This is a genomic window from Catellatospora sp. TT07R-123 (assembly GCF_018327705.1).
GTDB lineage: Bacteria > Actinomycetota > Actinomycetes > Mycobacteriales > Micromonosporaceae > Catellatospora.
On record NZ_BNEM01000001.1, the window covers coordinates 3,875,699 to 3,895,821 of the forward strand.

20 protein-coding genes are annotated in these 20,123 nt (G+C 72.1%); 13 read left to right on the forward strand and 7 right to left on the reverse strand.

Annotated elements, in window-relative coordinates:
- Positions 1-6 precede the first annotated feature (6 nt).
- The 5 genes from Cs7R123_RS16540 to Cs7R123_RS16560 all read left to right on the forward strand — a co-directional run bounded on the left by Cs7R123_RS16540 (position 7) and on the right by Cs7R123_RS16560 (position 4,822).
- Positions 7-879, forward strand: coding sequence for a sulfotransferase (locus Cs7R123_RS16540; RefSeq protein ID WP_212827535.1), 873 nt, complete (start codon positions 7-9; stop codon positions 877-879).
- Complete coding sequence (locus Cs7R123_RS16545) at positions 876-2,447, forward strand: lipopolysaccharide biosynthesis protein (RefSeq protein ID WP_212827537.1); 1,572 nt, start codon at positions 876-878, stop codon at positions 2,445-2,447. The genes Cs7R123_RS16540 and Cs7R123_RS16545 overlap by 4 nt, the downstream gene beginning before the upstream one ends.
- A gap of 48 nt (positions 2,448-2,495) precedes the next feature.
- Positions 2,496-3,248, forward strand: coding sequence for a class I SAM-dependent methyltransferase (locus tag Cs7R123_RS16550; RefSeq protein WP_212827539.1), 753 nt, complete (start codon positions 2,496-2,498; stop codon positions 3,246-3,248).
- Positions 3,248-4,201: an endoglucanase gene (locus Cs7R123_RS16555; RefSeq protein ID WP_212827541.1), complete on the forward strand. Its 954-nt coding sequence runs from the start codon at positions 3,248-3,250 to the stop codon at positions 4,199-4,201. The genes Cs7R123_RS16550 and Cs7R123_RS16555 overlap by 1 nt, the downstream gene beginning before the upstream one ends.
- A gap of 78 nt (positions 4,202-4,279) precedes the next feature.
- A complete protein-coding gene (locus tag Cs7R123_RS16560; RefSeq protein ID WP_212827543.1) occupies positions 4,280-4,822 on the forward strand; it encodes a DUF402 domain-containing protein in 543 nt (180 codons plus the stop codon).
- Here Cs7R123_RS16560 and Cs7R123_RS16565 read toward each other — a convergent pair.
- The 3 genes from Cs7R123_RS16565 to Cs7R123_RS16575 form a co-directional block, all read right to left on the reverse strand.
- Positions 4,819-5,052 (reverse strand): DUF397 domain-containing protein, encoded by a 234-nt coding sequence (locus Cs7R123_RS16565; RefSeq protein ID WP_374706958.1) that lies wholly within the window; start codon positions 5,050-5,052, stop codon positions 4,819-4,821. The genes Cs7R123_RS16560 and Cs7R123_RS16565 overlap by 4 nt on opposite strands.
- A 63-nt stretch (positions 5,053-5,115) precedes the next feature.
- Positions 5,116-5,301: a DUF397 domain-containing protein gene (locus tag Cs7R123_RS16570; RefSeq protein ID WP_212827547.1), complete on the reverse strand. Its 186-nt coding sequence runs from the start codon at positions 5,299-5,301 to the stop codon at positions 5,116-5,118.
- A 95-nt stretch (positions 5,302-5,396) separates the two neighbouring features.
- Positions 5,397-6,206: a WecB/TagA/CpsF family glycosyltransferase gene (locus tag Cs7R123_RS16575; RefSeq protein ID WP_244871865.1), complete on the reverse strand. Its 810-nt coding sequence runs from the start codon at positions 6,204-6,206 to the stop codon at positions 5,397-5,399.
- An 89-nt stretch (positions 6,207-6,295) separates the two neighbouring features.
- Between Cs7R123_RS16575 and Cs7R123_RS16580 the strand changes: the two genes are divergently transcribed.
- The 6 genes from Cs7R123_RS16580 (at position 6,296) to Cs7R123_RS16605 (ending at position 12,320) form a co-directional block, all read left to right on the forward strand.
- Positions 6,296-7,294, forward strand: a complete 999-nt coding sequence (locus tag Cs7R123_RS16580) for a sulfotransferase domain-containing protein (RefSeq protein ID WP_212827549.1) — start codon at positions 6,296-6,298, stop codon at positions 7,292-7,294.
- Entirely contained in the window at positions 7,291-8,307 is a 1,017-nt protein-coding gene (locus Cs7R123_RS16585) for a glycosyltransferase family 2 protein (RefSeq protein WP_244871866.1), read from the forward strand. The genes Cs7R123_RS16580 and Cs7R123_RS16585 overlap by 4 nt, the downstream gene beginning before the upstream one ends.
- A 79-nt stretch (positions 8,308-8,386) precedes the next feature.
- Positions 8,387-9,145, forward strand: coding sequence for a DeoR/GlpR family DNA-binding transcription regulator (locus Cs7R123_RS16590; protein WP_212827551.1), 759 nt, complete (start codon positions 8,387-8,389; stop codon positions 9,143-9,145).
- A 25-nt stretch (positions 9,146-9,170) separates the two neighbouring features.
- Positions 9,171-10,202, forward strand: coding sequence for a galactose-1-phosphate uridylyltransferase (gene galT / locus Cs7R123_RS16595; RefSeq protein WP_212827553.1), 1,032 nt, complete (start codon positions 9,171-9,173; stop codon positions 10,200-10,202).
- A gap of 10 nt (positions 10,203-10,212) precedes the next feature.
- The gene (locus Cs7R123_RS16600) at positions 10,213-11,046 is read left to right on the forward strand and encodes an alpha/beta fold hydrolase (RefSeq protein ID WP_212827554.1); all 834 of its coding nucleotides are present in this window, start codon (positions 10,213-10,215) and stop codon (positions 11,044-11,046) included.
- Positions 11,043-12,320, forward strand: coding sequence for a hypothetical protein (locus Cs7R123_RS16605; protein ID WP_212827556.1), 1,278 nt, complete (start codon positions 11,043-11,045; stop codon positions 12,318-12,320). Before Cs7R123_RS16600 ends, Cs7R123_RS16605 begins: the two co-directional genes overlap by 4 nt.
- 221 nt (positions 12,321-12,541) lie before the next feature.
- On the opposite strand, the gene Cs7R123_RS16610 is transcribed toward Cs7R123_RS16605, so the two are convergent.
- The gene (locus Cs7R123_RS16610) at positions 12,542-13,759 is read right to left on the reverse strand and encodes an NADP-dependent isocitrate dehydrogenase (protein WP_212827558.1); all 1,218 of its coding nucleotides are present in this window, start codon (positions 13,757-13,759) and stop codon (positions 12,542-12,544) included.
- A 207-nt stretch (positions 13,760-13,966) separates the two neighbouring features.
- Here Cs7R123_RS16610 and Cs7R123_RS16615 point away from each other — a divergent pair, with 207 nt between their 5' ends.
- Positions 13,967-15,949, forward strand: a complete 1,983-nt coding sequence (locus Cs7R123_RS16615; RefSeq protein ID WP_212827560.1) for an SPFH domain-containing protein — start codon at positions 13,967-13,969, stop codon at positions 15,947-15,949.
- Between the two features lie 47 nt (positions 15,950-15,996).
- Here Cs7R123_RS16615 and Cs7R123_RS16620 read toward each other — a convergent pair whose 3' ends face one another.
- Positions 15,997-16,671 (reverse strand): uracil-DNA glycosylase, encoded by a 675-nt coding sequence (locus tag Cs7R123_RS16620; RefSeq protein ID WP_244871867.1) that lies wholly within the window; start codon positions 16,669-16,671, stop codon positions 15,997-15,999.
- 145 nt (positions 16,672-16,816) lie between these two features.
- Here Cs7R123_RS16620 and Cs7R123_RS16625 point away from each other — a divergent pair, with 145 nt between their 5' ends.
- Entirely contained in the window at positions 16,817-17,467 is a 651-nt protein-coding gene (locus tag Cs7R123_RS16625) for a hypothetical protein (RefSeq protein ID WP_212827564.1), read from the forward strand.
- A 57-nt stretch (positions 17,468-17,524) separates the two neighbouring features.
- On the opposite strand, the gene mdh is transcribed toward Cs7R123_RS16625, so the two are convergent.
- Positions 17,525-18,481, reverse strand: a complete 957-nt coding sequence (mdh, locus tag Cs7R123_RS16630; RefSeq protein ID WP_212827566.1) for a malate dehydrogenase — start codon at positions 18,479-18,481, stop codon at positions 17,525-17,527.
- Positions 18,482-18,606: 125 nt separating this feature from the next.
- Complete coding sequence (locus Cs7R123_RS16635) at positions 18,607-19,470, reverse strand: bifunctional methylenetetrahydrofolate dehydrogenase/methenyltetrahydrofolate cyclohydrolase (protein WP_212827568.1); 864 nt, start codon at positions 19,468-19,470, stop codon at positions 18,607-18,609.
- Positions 19,471-20,123: the final 653 nt, after the last annotated feature.

A 20,123-nucleotide genomic window follows, 5' to 3' on the forward strand; every position in this document is an offset into this window, starting at 1 on the left:
GCAGCAGTGAAGTCGGCGCACGTGCCGGAGTCGGTGAAGAAGGTGGTCCACCTCGGCTCGCGGTCGGTGGGGTGGCTGACCGCCGGAGCGCGGCTGCTGCCGTCGTTCCTGATCTGCGGCGGCCAGCGCTGCGGCACCACCTCGCTGTACCGCGCCCTGGCGGCGCACCCGGCGGTGCTCAAGGCGGTGCTGCACAAGGGCGTGCACTACTTCGACACGAGCTACCACCGGGGCCTGTCCTGGTATCAGGGGCACTTCCCGCTGCGGCGCACCGCCGCCCGGGTGGAGCGCGAACTCGGCGTGCCCACGCAGACGTTCGAGTCCAGCCCGTACTACCTCTACCACCCGCACGCCGCCGGGCGCATCGCCCGCGACCTGCCCGGGGCGAAGATGATCGTGCTGGTACGCGACCCGGTCGAGCGCGCCTACTCCCAGCACGCGCACGAGCTGGCCCGCGGCTTCGAAACCGTCGCCGACTTCGCGTCCGCCCTGGACCTGGAGCCGGTACGGCTGCGCGGCCAGCGCGAGCGGATGCTCGCCGACCAGCACGCGTACTCGTTCTCGCACCAGCACCACGGCTACCGCGCCCGCGGCGAGTACGCCGTCTACCTGCGCCGGCTGGCCCTGGAGATCCCGCCGGAGCGGATCCTGGTGGTGGAGAGCGAGCAGTTCTTCACCGACCCGCGGCCCGCCTACGACCGGGTGCTGGACTTCCTCGACCTGCCGAGCCTGGGCTATCCCGAGTTCGAGCAGCACAACGCCCGGCCGCGCTCGGCCCCGATGCCCGCCCGGCTGCGCACCGAGCTGCGCGCGCACTACGCCCCGCACGACGCCGAGCTGGCGCAGTGGCTGGGCCGCACCCCGAGCTGGCGCGCATGACCGGGCAGCAACTGCTCGCGCCCTCGACCGCCCCCGCCGAGGCGCCCTCCGGCGTTTCCGGGGTCGCCCGGGGCGGGCTGGCCAACCTGGCCGGGGCGGCGCTGGCGGGCGTGGCCGGCGTCGGCGTCACCTGGCTGGTGGCGCGGGGCCTGGGCCCGGATGCGGCAGGCTCGTTCTTCGCCGCGACGTCGGCGTTCGTGCTGGTCGGCGGCGTGGCGCGGCTGGGCACCTCGACCGCGCTGGTCTACTGGCCGGCCCGGCTGCGGGCCCAGGGGCGGCCCGAGCTGATCGGCCCGTGCCTGCGGGCCGGGCTGGTGCCGGTCGCGGTGCTGGGCACGCTGCTGGGCGCGGGGGTATGGCTCACCGCCGGCTGGCTCATCCCCGACTACGCCGCACCGCTGCGCGCCCTGGCCGTGTTCATGCCGCTGGCGGCGCTGACCGACTCGCTGCTCGCGGCGACGCGCGGCTACCGCGAGATGCGGCCGACGGTGCTGCTCGACAAGGTCCTGCGCCCGGCGATGCAGCTGTGCGGGATCGGGGCGCTGGCCGCGCTGGCGCTGACCGGTTCGGTGCTGCACACCCCGGCCTGGGCCCTGGCCTGGGTGATGCCGTACCTGCCGGTGGTGGCGCTGGCGGCATACCTGGTGTGGCGGCGCTGGCAGCGCGAACCGCTGCTCGACGCGCGCGAGCGGCGCGCCGCGCGGATCGAGGGGCGCACCGTCGCCTCGGCGTTCTGGCGCTACACGGCGCCACGCGCGCTGGCCAACTCGGCGCAGACCGCGCTCCAGCGGGTGGACGTGCTGATGGTCGCGGGGCTGGCCGGGCTCGCCCCCGCCGCGGCGTACGCGGTGGCCGGGCGGTTCATCGTGCTCGGCCAGCTGGCCAACGGGTCGATCGCGCAGGCGGTGCAGCCGCGGCTGGCCGAGACCCTGGCCGTCGGCGACCGGGACGGAGCGCTGCGGCTCTACCAGACCGCCACCGCGTGGCTGGTGCTCATCTGCTGGCCGCTGCACCTGCTGGTGTGGGACTACGCCGACCTCTACCTGGGCGTCTTCGGCGGCTCGTACGTCTCGGCCGCCCCGGCGGTGCGGGTGCTCGCCGTCGCGATGCTGATCGGCACCGGCTGCGGCATGGTCGACATGGTGCTGTCCATGGCCGGGCGCACCACGTGGAACCTGGCCAACGTGCTGCTGGCGCTGGCCGTCATGATCGCCATCGACCTGTACGCGGTGCCCCGCCTCGGCGTGCTCGGTGCCGCCTACGGCCTGGCCGCCGCGGTCGCGGTCAACAACCTGGTGCCGCTGGCGCAGCTGGCGGGAGTGCTCCGGCTGCACCCGTTCGGTGCCGCCACCCGCACCGCGATGGGGCTGGCCGTGGCCAGCTTCGGGCTGCTGCCGTGGCTGGCCCGGATGGTGCTGCCCGCCACCCCGCTCGGCACCGGCGCCGCGCTCGCCCTGGCCACCGGCGTGTACGTCGGCGGCCTGCGCCGGTTCCGCGACCGCCTCGGGCTGGCCGCCCTGCTCCAGGCCGCCCGGCCCTCGACCGCCCCCGGCAAGCGCCGGGGTTAGCCCACCCGCCGAACAGATAAGCCGTAACACGGAAGGGACCTGCCCCGCATGCGCGCCGACTACACCGAGATCTTCCAGGACGAGGCGACGGTCGAGAAGTACGAGCACGTCGTGTACGCCCCGGACAGCTACGCCTCGGCGATCAATCGACGCCAACGTGCCTACCTGCGCAGACTGGCCAAGCGCGCGTTCCCCTACCGGCGGCCGGTGCAGCACGACTTCGCGTGCGGCACCGGGCGGGCCATCCGCATCCTGCACGGGCTGGTCCGCGGCGCGCACGGCTACGACACCTCCGCGGCGATGCTGGCCAAGGCCGAGGAGGTCGGCTCGTACGCGGAGCTGCACCTGGTCGAGTCCGGCGGCGAGATCCCCGACCCGGCGCCGACCGAGGCCCCGGCGCTGGTGACCATCTTCCGGCTGCTGCTCAACGTCGAGCCCGAGGTGCGCGAGCGGGCCATCGCGTTCTCGGCGAAGGTGCTGCCCAACTACGACGCGGGCCTGCTGGTGGTGGAGAACCACGGCAACCGGCACTCACTGCGGCACCTGCGGCACCACCACCACGCGGGCGACCCCTGGTTCGCCGAGCTCGACCACACCGAGGTCGCCGAGCTGCTCGACCGGCACGGGTTCACCATCGTCGAGCAGCGCGGCTTCGCCCTGTTCACCCAGGGCTGGTACGGCCGCCCGTGGCTGCGCGGCGTGGCCCGGGTGCTCGACGACCTGTGCGCCCGCACCGGCTGGGGCGGCCGCTGGGCGGTGAACGTGCTCTACGTCGCGCGCCGCACCCGGACGCACGACTGATGCTGCGCCTGCTGCGCGCCGCCGCCGCGATCGCCACCGCACTGGCCCTGGCCACCTGCGGGACGACCACTCCTGCCCCGCAGAGCATCGCGACGGGCGCCGGGCACGCCGCCGGACCCGTGCCGGTGCCGCGCGGCGGCGCGCTCGTGGGCGCCTGGGTGCGCCCCGACAGCCTCACCCAGCCCGGCCGCCTCGCCGCCGTACGCGACTTCGAGCAGCGGCTCGGGCGGCGGCTGGACGTGGTCAACACATACCGGCGGCTGCACGAGGACATCGGCACGGTCTCGGACCGGCAGTTCCGCGACGCCGGGGCCACGCTGATGCTCAGCTGGACCGGCGCCGACAGCGCCGAGGTGCTGTCGGGGCAGCACGACGAGGTGATCCGCGAGCGCGCCCGCCAGGTCCGCGACCTCGGCGCGCCCGTCCTGCTGCGCCTGCGCTGGGAGATGGACCGCCCCAACCTCGTGGTCGAGGTCGGTGCGCCGCACGAGTTCGTCGCCGCCTGGCGCCGCACCCGCGAACTGTTCGCCGCCGAGGGCGCCATCAACGCCGCCTGGGTCTGGTGCCCGACCGTCGAGGGTTTCGCCGCCGGCCGCGCCCCCGACTACTACCCAGGCGACGACCAGGTCGACTGGACCTGCGTGGACGCCTACGCCGGCAGCACCCTGACCCCTATGGCCGACCTCCTGAAGCCGTTCCTCACATGGGCCGCCACCCACCCCCGCCCCATCATGATCGGCGAGTACGGCGTCTCCCGCGCCTGGTCCCCCACCCAGCGCGCCACCTGGCTCACCGACGCCGAAGCCGTCTTCGCGGCCAACCCCCAGATCCGCGCGACCCTCTACTTCGAGTCCGACCCCGACGACCGCCAGCCCTCGGGCCGCTTCTCCCTCCGCGACGACCCCCTCCCCCTCGCCGCCCTCCGCACCGCCACCCTCTCCCGTCGATCATGAACCTATGGCACGGCTCGACGGTGTGGCGGCGGCACGACTTCCTGATCGACAGCGCAGCGCGGGTGTCATCATGGCGGGGTGACGGCGCTGATCGTGGAGTACCGCAAGTGGCCGGCGCGGATGCACTACCGCACCACGATGACCCTGCTGGGCACGGACTCGGCCGGGGTCTGGGCAGGCAGTCGGCGCGGCGCGGCGTTCACCCGGGGCGACGGCGCCACCGGCGCCTTCCCCACCGACGCCGTCACCCTGTTCCCGACCGATCACGCCTGGTCTGCCCGGTGGTACGCCCGGCCGGCCACGTCCGGAAGGCCGGCCCGATTCCGCTTCTACCTCGACATCACCACGCGGCCGATCCTCGACGACACCCGCGTGTCCCTTGTCGACCTGGATCTCGACCTCGCGCTGACCTGGAACGACGAAGTCGTACTGTTGGACGAGGAGGAGTTCGCCCACCACAGGACGGCCTTCGGCTACCCTGACCCCCTTGCGCGGCAGGCCCTCGACACCTTCGACGAGATGCGCAGCGCGCTCATCCAGCGAGCGTTTCCCCTCGACGGCACCGCAGACCCCTACCTCGCCGCCTGGTTCAGCGACCGAGATCCAGGAACCGCGCCCTAGGCGACGGCGGGCTGGCAGGCGCGGACGGTGACGGGCAGGTCGAGGTCGCCGAGTTTGACGGCGTCGAGGAAGGACTGCCAGGACTCGCGGGAGAAGGCCAGGATCGGGCCGTCCGGGTTCTTGGAGTCGCGTACGGCGACCGTCTCGGCCCCGAACAGGACCTCCACGCACTGCCCGTCACCTGCATCGCTGCGGCTGCTCTCGGCCCAGCTGGCATCGATGATGTTCACCACCGCAGGATAGGCCGCACAAGGGATGAAGGCGCGCGATGACGCGCAAATCAGCCGATCGGGTCAGCCGCGCAGGTCGAAGTCGCCCGCCTTCACCGCGGCCATGAACGACTGCCACGCCTCGGCACTGAACGACACGACAGGCCCATCGCCCGCCTGCTTCGAATCTCTGACCAGCGCAGAGCCCAACGCCACTGGCCCCAAAGCGCACTTTTCGACCGACGTGATCGCCGTTTGCGGTTGAAACACGCTGTCCTGCCGCGCATCCTGACCGGAAACAGCGATCTTGCCGCGGAAGCGCGCGGAATCGCGGCGGAACCCCGTGGCGGCGGCGCGGGCCGGAGTCAGTGGCGGCGGAGGGCGGCGCCTGCCAGGAGGCGGACGGCGTACGGCATGTCGCGGACCAGGTAGCGGCCGGCCAGCCGGCCCGGCTCCTGGGCCAGGCGGTGCGCCCACTCCAGGCCGCTGCGCTGCATCCATCCCGGCGCCCGGTGCAGCTCCCCCGCGACGAACCCGATCGCCGCCCCGCACCCGAGGAACCAGGTGAACGGCAGCTCGGCCCGCAGGTCGGAGATGACCCGCTCCTGCTTCGGGAAGCCGAGGCCCACGAACACCAGGTCCGGTTTGGCCTCGATGACGTCGGTGTACACCCGGGCGCAGCCCTCGGGGTCGAGGTCGAACCCGAACGGCGGCGCCACCTGGCCCGCGACGCGCAGCCCCGGGCAGGCCGAGGCGAGCACCGAGGCGGCCTTGACCGCCCCGTCCATGCCGCTGTCGGAGCGCGGCGGCGAGCCGCCGAGCAGGTACACCGAGCGGTTGGCGCGGCCGAGCGCGGCCGACAGGGTCCAGATGAGACCGGAGCCGGTCACCCGTTCGGGCAGCGGGCTGCGGCCGATCCTGCTGGCCCAGACCAGCGGCATGCCGTCGGCGACGACGAGATTGGCGTCGTCGAGGAAGCCGCGCACCTCGGCGGCGCGCAGTCCCCGGCCGGTCGCCAGCCGCATGATGTCGACGTTCGGCGTGATGATGCGGCCGCCCTCGCCACGTTCGAGAGCAGCCAGTACGCGTTCGGCGACGGCCTCCTCGGTGACGGCGTCGAACCAGGTCCCGGCGAGGTGCACGCGGCGGCCATAGACAGTCCCCGTGAATGCCACGAAATCAGACAATACAGACCTACACCGTAGTTGCCTCGTTATACGCCGTGAGCGCGTCGCGTCCGGGCGGCGCCGCCAGTGGGGGACGTATGACGACGACCAGGGTGCTCTTCCTCGGTGGCCTCGGCCGCAGCGGCACGACGCTGATCGAGCGGGTGCTCGGCGAGCTGCCCGGGGTCTGCGCCCTGGGCGAGATCGTCCACCTCTGGCAGCGCGACCTGCGCGACGACGAGCGGTGCGGCTGCGGGCAGCGCTTCTCCGGCTGCGACTTCTGGCAGCGCGTCGGCATCTCGGCGTTCGGCGGCTGGCACCGCGTCGACGTGCACCGCATCCTGGCGCTGCGCGACCTGGTCGAGCGCACCCGGCACATCCCCCGGCTGGCCGGGTCGAGCCGGTTCGCCAAGGAGTTCATCACGCTGGTCGCCGAGTACGCGGGCTACTACGCGAAGATCTACGCGGCCGCCGCCCGGGTCTCCGGCGCGAACGTCGTGATCGACTCGTCGAAGCACAGCGCGCTGGCCCACTGCCTGCGCCACTGCGATGAGGTCGACCTGCGGGTGCTGCACGTGGTGCGCGACGCGCGCGGGGTGGCGTACTCGTGGACCAAGAAGGTGGCCCGGCCCGAGGCCGACGGCGACGAGATGACCCGCTACGCCCCGGCGCGCAGCGCCCTGCTGTGGAACGCGCACAACGCCGCGTTCGGCCTGCTGCGGCGGCGCGGGGTCGCGGTGCGGCGGCTGCGGTACGAGGACTTCCTGACCGACCCGCTCGGCAGCGTGCGCCGGGTGGCCGCCTTCGCCGGGCTCGATCCGTCGGTGATGGACCTGAGCTTCCTGGACTCCGGCGCGGTCCGGCTCACCGGGGGGCACAGCGCGGCGGGCAACCCGATGCGGTTCACCACCGGCCAGGTCGAGCTGCGCCGCGACGACGCGTGGCGCGACAGCCTGCTCCCCCGGCAGCGGGCCCTGGTCGGCGCGGTCTGCGCCCCGCTGCTCAAGGCATACGGCTACCCCCTGGGCAGCACGGCGCCGATCCCCCCGGCCCGGCGCGGCACCTCCGAATACACCAGCACAGGAGCGGGACGATGAAGATGAAGGTCAACGCCGGACGGTTCCGCGACCCGCGGCGCGCCCCCGGTGCCGCGCCCGGCTGGGCGGCCGTGCCGCAGCAGACCGGCCTGCCGCGCGACTGGCCCGCGGTGGGCGTGGTCATCCCGACCCGCGACCGCCCCGAGCTACTGCGCCGCACCCTCCAGGCGGTACGCGCGCAGGACTACCCGGGCCCGCTGCGCGTGATCGTGGTGTTCGACCAGGCCGAGCCCGACTGGCGACTGGCCGACGCCGACGACCGCGCGGTGATGGTGCTGGCCAACTGGCGCCAGCCCGGCCTCGCCGGCGCGCGCAACACCGGCATCATGGCGCTGGACACCGAGCTGGTCGCGTTCTGCGACGACGACGACGTGTGGCACCCGGCCAAGCTGCGCCGGCAGGTCGAGGCGCTGGTGCGTACGCCGGACGCGGAGTTCGCGACCTGCGCGGTCGAGGTTGAGTTCGAGCAGGCGGTGCACCCGCGCCTGGCCGGGACCGGCACGGTCACCGTCGAGCAGCTGTCCCGGTCGCGGATGTCCATGCTGCACTCCTCCGGCTTCCTGGCGCTGCGGGAGGCGCTGCTGGAGGACGGGGTGATCGGCCCGGTGGCCGAGGACGCCCCCGGCAGCCAGAACGAGGACTGGGACCTGCTGCTGCGGGCCGCCCGGCGGCACCCGATCGTGCACGTGGACGAGCCGCTGGTGCGGGTCCTGTGGGGACGCAGCAGCTTCTACGCGTACGAGTACACGACGAAGATCTCGTCGCTGCGCTGGATGATGGCGCGCCACCCGGAGATCTCGGGCTGCCGCCCCGGCGCCGCCCGCGTCTACGGCCAGCTCGCATGCTGGTCGGCGGCGGCCGGTGACCGCCGGCAGGCCTGGCGCTGGGCTCGCGAGACGGTCCGGCACAACTGGCGCGAGCCCCGGGCCGCGATCGCGCTGGCCGCCATCGCCGGCGCGGTGAAGGTCGAGACGGTGCTGACCGCGCTGCACCGCCGGGGGCACGGCATCTGAGCACTGCCCATTGCCCGTGTGCACTGACGTACGATACGGTGTTGAACCTTGTTGGAAGTTGGTGAATTCGGGAGGCACAGTGCTCGCGCCGCAGCGTCAGCAGGCGATCCTCGCGCAGGTCCGCCGGGCCGGCGGCGTACGCGTGGCCGATCTCGTCGCCGAGCTCGGCGTCTCCGACATGACGATCCGCCGCGACCTGGAGGTCCTCGCCGAGCGCGGCCTCGTGATCAAGGTGCACGGCGGGGCGACCGCGCCCCCGTCCGGCGTCGCCGACGAGCCGGGCTTCGCGGCCAAGGCGGAACGCCAGCGCGCCGAGAAGGCGGCGCTGGCCGAGGCCGCCGCCGCGCACGTGCAGCCGGGCAGCGCCGTCGCGCTGTCGGCGGGCACCACCACCGTGCGCATCGCCCAGCGCCTGGTCGACGTGCCGGGGCTGACCGTGGTCACCAACTCGATCCCGGTCGCCGACGTGTTCTACCGGGCCGGGCGGCCTGACCAGACGGTGGTGCTCACCGGCGGCACCCGCACCCCCTCCGACGCGCTGGTGGGCCCGATCGCCATCGCCTCACTGCGCGACCTGCACGTCGACCAGCTGTTCCTGGGCGTGCACGGGATGAGCACCGAGGCCGGGCTGACCACGCCGAACCTGCTCGAAGCCGAGACGGACCGGGCGCTGATCGCCGCCACCCGGCGCCTGGTCGTGGTCGCCGACCACACCAAGTGGCAGACCCTGGGCATCGCCTCGATCGCGCCGCTGACCGCCGCGCACCTGCTCATCACCGACGCCGAACCCCCGACCGGCGTGCGCGACCTGCTCACCGTCGAGCTGACCGACCAGTGACCCCGGACCGACCAGCGAGAGTGCCATGAAGCGAACCTCCATCACCATGGCCGACGGCCGTGAGCTGATCTACTTCGACGAGCGTGACGACGCGGTCCGCGCGACCGTCGACGACCGCGAGCTGCCCCCGCCCCCCGCACCCGCCCAGCTGCGCTTCGACGCGCTCACCGACGAGTGGGTCGCGGTCGCGGCGCACCGGCAGGGCCGCCCGCTGCTGCCCTCGACCGCCGAGTGCCCGCTGTGCCCGTCGACCGGTGGGTTCCGCACCGAGGTGCCCGCCGACGACTACGACGTGGTCGTCTTCGAGAACCGCTTCCCGTCGTTCTCGGGCGAGTCGGGGCGGTGCGAGGTCGTCTGCTTCTCCCCCCGGCACGACGCGTCGTTCAAGGAACTGCCGGTGTCGCGGGTGCGCACCGTGCTGGCCGTCCTGGCCGACCGCACCGCCGAACTGTCCGCGCTGGGCGGGGTGGAGCAGGTGTTCTGCTTCGAGAACCGCGGCGTCGAGATCGGCGTGACGCTGCACCACCCGCACGGCCAGATCTACGGCTACCCGTACGTCACCCCGGTGACCCGGCGCTACCTCGATGCCGCCCGGCGCCACCGCGACCTGGGCACCGGCACCAACCTCTACGCCGACCTGCTCGCCGCGGAGCGGTCGTCCGGCGAGCGGGTGGTGGCCGCCAACGAGTTCTGGACCGCCTTCGTGCCGTACGCGGCGCGCTGGCCGTACGAGATCCACATCGCACCGAACCGCCAGGTGCCCGACCTCGCCGCGCTCACCGAGACCGAACTCGACGCGTGCGCGCCCCTGTGGTCGGAGGTGGCCCGGCGCCTGGACGGCCTGTTCGACCTGCCCATGCCATACGTCGCGGGCTGGCACCAGGCGCCCGTGCGCACCGACCGCGAGCTCGGCTACCTGCATCTGCGCATCTTCAGCAGCCGCCGCGCCCCGGGCAAGCTGAAGTACCTGGCCGGGTCGGAGTCGTCGATGGGCGCCTGGGTGAATGACATCGCCCCCGAGCAGGCGGCTGCTGCGCTGAGGGCCGTCACCCTCTAGATTCGTACATGTGAACGACATCGAGGTCGAACCGGGCGTACGGCTGCGGCTGCGCCACCGTGACGGTCAGCGGGAACCGTTCCTGCTGGTCCACGGGTTGTCCTCCAACGCCCGGCTGTGGGACGAGGTGGCCGGCCACCTCGCCGCGGCCGGGCATCCGAGCTGGTCGGTGGACCTGCGCGGGCACGGCGAGTCCGACGCGCCCGAGCACGGCTACGACACCGGCACCGCCGCCGCCGACCTGGCCGCGGTCATCACGGCGCTCGGGCTGGACCGGCCGGTCGTGGTCGGCCAGTCCTGGGGCGGCAACGTGGTGACCCGCCTGGCCGCCAAGCATCCCGAGCTGCCCGGCGCGCTCGGGCTGGTCGACGGCGGCTGGATCGACCTGCGCGCGACCTTCCCCGGCTGGGCGGCGTGCACCGCGGCGCTGCGGCCCGGCGACATCGACGGCCACCCCGCCGAGCGGATGCGCGGCTGGCTGGATTCAGCACATCCGGAGTGGTCGGTGACGGCCCGGGAGGCGACCCTGGCCAACATGCGGATCGAGCCCGACGGGACCATGTGGCGGCGCCTGACCGTCCCGCACCACATGCAGATCCTGCGCTCGCTGTGGGACGAGCCCGCCAGCGCCGACCTGCCGCTGGTCACCGTGCCCGCGCTGCTGCTGCCCGCGGGCGGCCCCGACGGCGAGCGCGCCGACCACGTCCGCGCGGCCGCGGCCGCGCTGCGCGACGCGCGCATCCGCTGGTATCCGGGCGGCGACCACGACCTGCACGCCCAGCACCCCGACCGGGTCGCCGCCGACCTGCTCACCCTGGTGCCCGGCCGCGAGGCGGCGGCATGACCCGTCTGCTGGTCGTGATGGGCTCCGGCGAGACCACCCCCACGATGATCAAGCCGCACCGCAGCCTGTTCGCGACCCTGCCGCCGAACGGCCGGGCGGTGCTGCTGGACACGCCGTACGGGTTCCAGCTCAACGCCGACGAGATCAGCGCCCGCGCGGTCGGCTACTTCGCGCAGAGCGTCGGGCAGGCCGTCGACGTGGTGTCCTGGCGGCGGGAGCCGGAGCCGGGGCTGGAGCGGGAGCGGGCGCTGGCCGCCCTGCGCGGCGCGAGCTGGATCTTCGCCGGGCCGGGGTCGCCGACGTACGCCCTGCGCCAGTGGCGCGACACCGACCTGCCGGGGCTGCTGCCCCGCGCCGAGGTGCTCGTGTTCGCCAGCGCCGCCGCACTCACCCTCGGCTCGCACACCATCCCCGTGTACGAGATCTACAAAGCGGGCACCGAACCGCACTGGCTGCCCGGCCTGGACCTGTTCGAGCAGCTCACCGGCGTGCCCGCGGTGGTCATCCCGCACTACGACAACGCCGAGGGCGGCCACCACGACACCCGGTACTGCTACCTCGGCGAGCCCCGGCTGCGGCAGCTGGAGGCCGAGCTGCCCGACGACCGGCTCATCGTCGGCGTCGACGAGCACACCGCCCTGGTCTGCGACCTGGAGCAGCGCACCGCGACCGTCATCGGCAACGGGCGCCTGACGCTGCGCCGCGCGGGCCGCAGCACCGTCTACCCCACCGGGACCACCCTCCCCCTCCCTTTCCCCGAGGCCGAGGAGAGGAAGGGCACCTTCTCATCGCATTTCGTAGCAGAAGCGCCCCTTCTTGACGCCGCCGCCGACCACGGTGCGGGGGCGGAGCCGGCGCAGGCCACCGGCGGTCGGACGGGCGTCGCGACCAGCCTGCGGGAGGCCGCCGACGACGCCGAGGAGCGGTTCACCGCCGCGCTGGCCGCACGCGACGTCGACGGCTGCGTGGCCGCGGCGCTCGAACTGGAGCAGGTGATCGTCGACTGGACCGCGGACACCAACGTCTCCGACGACGGCGAGCACGCGCGCGGGCTGCTGCGCGGCATGGTGGTGCGCCTCGGCGAGCTGGCGGGCACGGCCGACCCGACGCCGCTGCTCACTCCGCTGGTCGAGGCGCTGCTGTCGGTGCGCGACTCGGCCCGGACCCGCCGCGACTGGGCCGCCGCCGACCAGGTGCGCGACGCCCTCGCCGCAGCCCGCATCGAGGTCCGCGACACCCCCTCCGGCCCCGTCTGGCTCCCGCCGGGGGCATGATCGCCGATTGCGGTCAGAAACGGGCCGCGGAGCGCATCTTCTGACCGCAGATCACGATCTCCAGCCCCGGCCCCCGCGCACCTCGCGCGCCCCGCGGCGAGGGCGCAAAAAAGACCAGACCCGCACGGGCGCGGGTCTGGTCTCTGGGAAGGGACTTTCAGGCGGGATTATTCCGTTTTATACCTGGCTCAACGAGGTCGGGCCGGGCGGGAAACGGGTGCTCAGGCCCCGAGCTTGCGGGCCAGCGCGGTGTCGAGGGTGTTCATGAACTCCTCGGTGGTCTGCCACGGCGCGTCCCGCGAGATCAGCAGCGAGAGGTCCTTCGTCATCGCGCCGCCCTCGACGGTCTCGATGATGACCTGCTCCAGCGTGTCCGCGAAGTTGGTCACCGCCGGGGTGCCGTCCAGCTTGCCGCGGTGGGCCAGGCCCCGGGTCCAGGCGAAGATCGACGCGATCGGGTTGGTCGACGTCTTCTCGCCCTTCTGCCACTGGCGGTAGTGCCGGGTGACCGTGCCGTGCGCGGCCTCGGCCTCGACGGTGCGGCCGTCGGGCGTCATCAGCACGGAGGTCATCAGGCCCAGCGAGCCGAAGCCCTGCGCCACGATGTCGGACTGCACGTCACCGTCGTAGTTCTTGCACGCCCAGACGTAGCCGCCCTCCCACTTCAGCGCGGCGGCGACCATGTCGTCGATCAGCCGGTGCTCGTAGGTCAGGCCCTTGGCGTCGAACTCGGCCTTGAACTCGGCCTCGAAGATCTCGGCGAAGATGTCCTTGAACCGGCCGTCGTACGCCTTGAGGATCGTGTTCTTGGTCGACAGGTAGACCGGGTAGTTGCGCAGCAGGCCGTAGCTGAACGACGCCCGCGCGAAGTCGCGGATCGAGTCGTCGTAGTTGTACATGCCCATCGCGACGCCGCCACCGGGGAAGTCGGCGATGGTGAACTCCATCGGCTCGCTGCCGTCGGCCGGGGTGTAGGTGACGGTCACCTTGCCGGGGCCGGGCACCACGAAGTCGGTGGCCTTGTACTGGTCGCCGTGGGCGTGGCGGCCGACGACGATCGGCTTGGTCCAGCCCGGCACGAGCCGCGGCACGTTGCTCATGATGATCGGCTCACGGAAGATGACGCCGCCGAGGATGTTGCGGATGGTGCCGTTGGGCGACTTCCACATCTTCTTCAGGCCGAACTCGGCGACCCGGGCCTCGTCCGGGGTGATGGTGGCGCACTTGACGCCCACGCCGTGCCGCTTGATCGCGTTCGCCGCGTCGATCGTCACCTGGTCGTCGGTGGCGTCGCGGTGCTCCATGCCCAGGTCGTAGTACTCCAGCTCCACGTCGAGGTAGGGCAGGATCAGCTGCTCGCGGATCTGCTTCCAGATGATCCGGGTCATCTCGTCGCCGTCGAGCTCGACTACGGGGTTGTTTACCTTGATCTTCGCCATCTCGCAGGCGCTCCTCTTACCTTCGGGCGTCCGGCGGCAGGGCGCCGGGCGGCGGTCGCACGATTTAGCAGTACGAGCGTACTGCCGTACCCACCTGCCGCAACCCCCAGGGTGCCCCACCTCTCACCGATGCCCGAATCGGCGCCTTGCCGACCGGGTCTACGCTCTGCGGCCGACAGGAGCCCGACTCATCCGAGGAGATGGGGCATGGACAGCGACCCGCTGCCATTCCTGCCGACGCTCACCACAGCCGTGATCGTCGGCCTGCTACTACTCATCGTCATCCTGAAGTCCATCCACAAGATCGGTCCGACCGAGGTCGGCCTGGTCACCAAGCGTCTCGGCCGCAAACTCCGCGACGACAACCCCATCGCGTTCGCCGGGGAGGCCGGCTACCAGGCCGACCTGCTGATGCCCGGCCTGCGCCTCAAGCTGTGGCCCGTCTACGGGGTCACCAAGTTCCCCTGGGTGCAGGTGCCCGCCGGCGAGATCGGCGTGGTGATCTCCCAGGTCGGCGCGCCGCTGCCGATCGGCGCCAAGAGCGCCCGCTACCAGCCGGGCTTCGGCAACTTCTCCGACCTGCGCAACTTCGTCGCCACCGGCGGCGAGAAGGGTGTGCAGCGGCCGGTGCTGCCGCCCGGCACCCTGGTGCCGGTCCACCCGGTCGCCTTCCTGATCATCACGGCCCGCTCGGTCTTCGGCGTGCCGGTGTCGCCGGAGTTCCAGGTCCTGGCCGCCAAGCGCCAGCTGGCCCCGGCCGCGTTCGGGCTGACGCCTGAGCGCCTGAAGGTCGTGGTGATCTCACCGCACGGCGACCGGGACCTGATCGGCCTGGTCACCGTGCTCGAAGGCGAGCCGCTGCCCTCCGGCGACCTGGCCAGCCGCCTGGGCGGCTTCGACGACATCGCGGCGATGGAGCAGGGCGCCGACACCACCGACGCCGAGATCATCGACGTGCTGCTGGGCTCGAAGAACGAGGTGCACAACAACTACCAGGACTTCCAGGCGTTCCTGGACGCGGGCGGCCGGATCGGCCTCCAGCACGACCCGCTGCTGTACGGCGCGTACCTGCTGAACCCGTTCCTGGTGCTGGTCGAGATGGTGCCGATGCTGGTGGTCAACCAGGGACAGGTCGCCGTGATCAAGGGGTTCGTCGGCCTGCCGACGCTGGACACCTCCGGCACCGACTTCAAGTTCGGCAGCATCGTGCGCCCCGGCCACCGCGGCATCTGGCAGGAGCCGCTGCGCACCGGCAAGTACGCCATCAACCCGCGCATCTACGCCGCCGAGCTCGTGCCGACCTTCATCCTGACCCTGAACTGGGCCAACCACATGTCGACCGCGCACGACCTGGACTCGCGGCTGGAGCCGATCGTCGGCAAGAGCCGCGAGGGCTTCGTGTTCAAGATCGACCTTCAGGTGCAGATCCACGTCTCCGACGGCCGCGCGCCGCGCGTGATCTCGATGGTCGGCACGATGCTGAACCTGGTGAACGAGGTGCTCCAGTCGGCGGTGGGCAACCACTTCCGCAACACGCTCCAGGCGCTGGAGGCGATCAAGTTCATCGAGACCCGGCACGAGGTGCAGCAGGCCGCGTTCGCGGCGATCACGCAGTACCTGGCCGGGTACGACGTGGAGACTCGGGGCGTCTACATCCAGGACGTGGTGTTCCCGCCGGAGCTGGTCGAGGTGCTGACGCACCGCGAGATCGCCAACCAGCAGCGGGCCACCTACGAGGAGCAGCAGCGGGCCGAGACGGTGCGCGTGCAGATGGAGAAGGCCCGCGGCACCGCCGACATGCAGGCCGAACTCGCCTCGGCGGCGGTCTCGGTGGAGATCAGCTCGAACAAGGCGAAGGCCCGGGAGGCGGAGGCGGGCGGCCAGGCCGCGTACGTCCGGCTCACGGGACAGGCCGAGGCCGACCGGGCCCAGGCCGTCGGTCTGGCCGAGGCCAAGGCGACCGAGGCGATGGGGCTGGCCCGCGCGGCCGGCTTCCAGGCGCAGCGTGACGCCATCGGCGAGCTGCCGACCGCCCTGGTCGCACTGGCCAACGCCATCGCCGAAGGAAAGATCAACATCATGCCGGAGGTACTGGTCACCGGCGGCTCCAGCCTCGACGGGCTCGCCGCCACGCTGATGCGCGCCCTGCACGAGGGCAAGATCCCGCTCCAGCGGTCCGAGCAGGAGTGAAGCCGGTGCGGGGCGGTCCGGCCGTCGAGGCCGGGTCGCCCCGCACGTCAGCCCCAGGTGATCTCGCCGCGACCGGCCTCGGCCAGGGCGGTCTTGACCTGCGAGAACGGCTTGCTGCCCAGGAAACCCTTCGGGTTCATCGGGCTCGGGTGCCCGGCCTCCAGCACCACGTGCTGCGGGTTGCGCACCAGCGCCGCCTTCTTGCGGGCGTACGACCCCCAGAGCACGAACACCACCCGGTACGGCGAGTCGTTGGCGGCCTTGATCGCGGCGTCGGTGAACTGCTCCCAGCCCTGGTTGGCGTGGCTGTTCGGGGTGCCCGAGCGCACGGTCAGCACCGCGTTGAGCATGAGCACGCCCTGGGCGGCCCAGCCGGTGAGGTCGCCGTTGGCCGGCGGGTTCACGCCGAGGTCGTCCTTGAGCTCCTTGTACACGTTGCGCAGGCTCGGCGGCACCGGCACGCCGGGGCGGACGCTGAAGCTCAGCCCGTGCGCCTGACCGGGCTTGAAGTACGGGTCCTGCCCGAGGATCAGCACCCGGGTGTGCGCCGGGGAGGTCAGCCGGAACGCGGTGAACAGGTCCTCGCGGGGCGGGAAGACGGTGCCGGCGGCGTACTCGGCCTCGACGAAGGCGGCGAGCTTCGCGGTGGCGTCGAGGTCGAGATGCGGCTTCATCACGTCGCGCCACTCGCCGGGCAGCATGTCAAGCAGGTCCAATGCCATGCGCCACACCATAGTGCCCACTACCGACAGACGCCTCTTCGGCGGGGCCGCCGCGGCCGGGCGGCGCACACGCCGGTTTGCCCGGCGCAGGGTGCGGGTACGGCTATAGGCCGGGAAGTTCGGATCACTCGCGGGGAGGCACGTCGTGAGAGCATTCGTCAGAACGCTGCTGGGAACGGTCTCGGCCCTCCTGGCCGTCGGGTTGTTCGGCACGGCCGCCGCGGCGGTGGTGAGCCCTTCGGGCGACCGGGCCAAGGCCGAGCTGTGGACGGCCATGGGCACGCAGTGGTCCGACAGCGCCAGGTACACGAGGGAGTACTACGTCGCCGCGCTCCTGGGCGGAGCGCATCCCGGCGCCGCGCAGGCCGCGGCCGCCAGCCTGATGAAGAACCAGAAGGACATCGGTGCCGTCTTCGCCAAGTACTACGGCACGGGCACCGGCGACCAGATCAGCGACATCCTGTCGCAGCAGGTCGCCATCGCCGCCGACCTGGTGCCGGCCGCGGGCGCGGGCGACAAGGCCAAGCTCGCCGACGCCACCGCGCGATGGCAGCAGAGCCACGCCGAGCTGGCGAAGGTCCTCAGCACGGCGAATCCGGACCACTTCCCGTACGAGCAGACACGCCAGCTGCTCGACCGGAACCTGGCGCTGCTCACCACCGCCGTCACCAGCTTCGCCGGGGGCGACTACGCGCAGAGCATCGCGGGCAACGAGGCCTACTACCAGGACGTGCAGAACCTGGTCGGCTACTTCGGGAACGGCATCGTCGCGGAGTTCCCCGAGCAGTTCAAATAGCCGAGAAGGGCGCCTCCCGCCATCCGGCGGGGGCGCCCTTCTGCACGGCGCGCGGCGTCAGAGACCGGCGACGTCGGCCTGCTTGGCGCGGACGGCCTCGGCGGCCTCCTTCAGCCCGGCGAGCTCCGACTCGTTGAGGTCGGTCAGCACGATGTTCCGGGCGCCGGTGGCGCCGATCGCGGCCTCGACGCCCAGGTACACGCCGGAGATGCCGTACTCGCCGTCGACCCAGGCGCAGACCGGCATGACCTCGCCGGAGTCCTCGGCCACGGCCTTGGCCATACGGGCGGCGGCAGCCGACGGCGCGTAGTACGCCGAACCGGTCTTGAGCAGCGCCACGACCTCGGCACCGCCGTTGCGGGTACGGGTGACCAGCTCGTCGATCTTCTCGGCGGGCAGCAGGCCGGACAGCGGCTTGCCGTCGACGGTGCAGCGCGACGGGACCGGCACCATGGTGTCGCCGTGCGAGCCCAGGGTCAGCGTCTTGACCGAGCCGACCGGGACGCCCAGCTCCTCGGCGACGAAGTGGGTGAAGCGCGCGGTGTCGAGCATGCCGGCCTGGCCGATGACCCGGTTCTTCGGGAACTGGGTGGCGAGCTGGGCCAGCGCGGTCATCTCGTCCAGCGGGTTGGACACGACGATGACGACGGCGTTCGGCGCGTGCTTGGCGACCTGCTCGGCCACCCCGCGCACGATCTTGGCGTTGACCTCGAGCAGGTCCATGCGGCTCATGCCCGGCTTGCGCGGCAGGCCCGCGGTGATCACGACGATGTCGGACCCGGCGATCGCCTCGTAGCCCGAGCCGTCGAGGCCGGTGGTCGCGCCGACGACCTTGGTCTCGAAGCCCTCGATGGACCGCGACTGGTTGAGGTCCAGCGCGAGGCCCTCCGGCTTGCCCTCGACGATGTCGGTCAGCACGACCGTGTCGAAGACGTCGTACTCGGCCAGGCGCTGCGCGGTGGTCGAGCCGTAGAAACCGGCCCCTACGACGGTGACCTTCTTGCCCTTGCCCATTGGCACATACTCCCTGCTGGCGGACGTCTGGCTGCGGCCAGCGTGGTCCTGTGACGAAGGTGTAACGATTCCGCACCATAGCCCGCGTCGTCTATGCGAGACCTACGGGGTGCGCGCGGTGTGGGCTAGCGCGCCGCCTCGGCCCGCTCGACCACGTTGGTCAGCAGCATCGCCCTAGTCATCGGGCCCACCCCGCCCGGGTTGGGCGACAGGAAACCGGCCACCTCGGCCACGTCCGGGTGTACGTCGCCGACGATGCGCTTCTTCCCGTCGGCGCCCTCGACCCGCGACACGCCGACGTCGAGCACCGCCGCGCCCGGCTTGACCATGTCGGCGGTGACGATGCCGGGCACCCCGGCCGCGGCGATCACGATGTCGGCGCGGCGCACGTGCCCGGCCAGGTCCTTGGTGCCGGTGTGGCACAGGGTCGCGGTGGCGTTCTCGGTGCGCCGGGTGAGCAGCAGGCCCAGCGGGCGGCCCACGGTGACGCCGCGGCCGATCACGACGACCTCGGCCCCCGCGATCGGCACGTGGTAGCGGCGCAGCAGCTCGATGATGCCGCGCGGCGTGCACGGCAGCGGCCCCGGCACGCCGAGCACCAGCCGGCCCAGGCTGACCGGGTGCAGCCCGTCGGCGTCCTTGTCTGGGTCGATGAGCTCCAGCACCCGCTGCTCGCTCAGGCCCTTCGGCAGCGGCAACTGGACGATGTAGCCGGTGCAGGCCGGGTCGGCGTTGAGCTCGGCGACAGCCGCCTCGACATCGGACTGGGTCGCGTCGGCGGGCAGGTCGCGGCGCAGCGAGGCGATGCCGACCTCGGCGCAGTCGCGGTGCTTGCCGTTGACGTACCACTGCGAGCCCGGGTCGTCGCCGACCAGGACGGTGCCCAGGCCGGGCGTCACGCCCCGCGCCGCCAACCGGGCGACCCGTTCGCGCAGGTCCGCCTTGATCGCCGCTGCGGTCTCGGTGCCGTTGAGGATCGTTGCCGTCATACCGCCGATCCTCCCACCCTCGCCGGCTCCCTCCGAACCGGGACATGCCCGCTCGCCGCGCCGCCTCCCGCCGCGCGCAGCCACCACTCCCCGCTCCGCTCCCCGCCCCGCCTTTCATAAACGTCGGCCTATCTCGTCGATTTTGATCTCCGCTGAGTCGACGAGATAGGCCGACGTCTACGGCGGGCGGGCGGGACGGTCCCGGCAACGTGCGCAAAGCCGAGAATCGGGCAGGGGTACGCCGAAAACCGGCGCTCAAGTTGATCTATGAAATGCCAGTTGACCTGGTTGTATAACCGTCGGTAACAGTGCGATAGATCACCCTGTGGCCTTGGCGGCAGGATCTTCCATCATCTGGGACGACTTTCGAGGGCAAATCGGGCGCTGATCATGTCCACAATGTGATCGCCGACTGTCGCCCCGGTCACCCCGCAGATCGGGCATAATCACTCAGAACCGCCCATTTGGCGGGCTGTCTTCTAATACCAAATCAGCAGGCCGGTCCGCAAGTGGTCGACTCGTAGACTGTTGCGAATCTGCAACCCACGGGTTTGGTGCCGGGCCGAGCTTCGTCCTACCTTTGCCGGACGTTGCACTGCGTGACAACGGCAGGTCAGCCTGCCGTCTATGCGGTGAGACGTAGGAGATGAGGA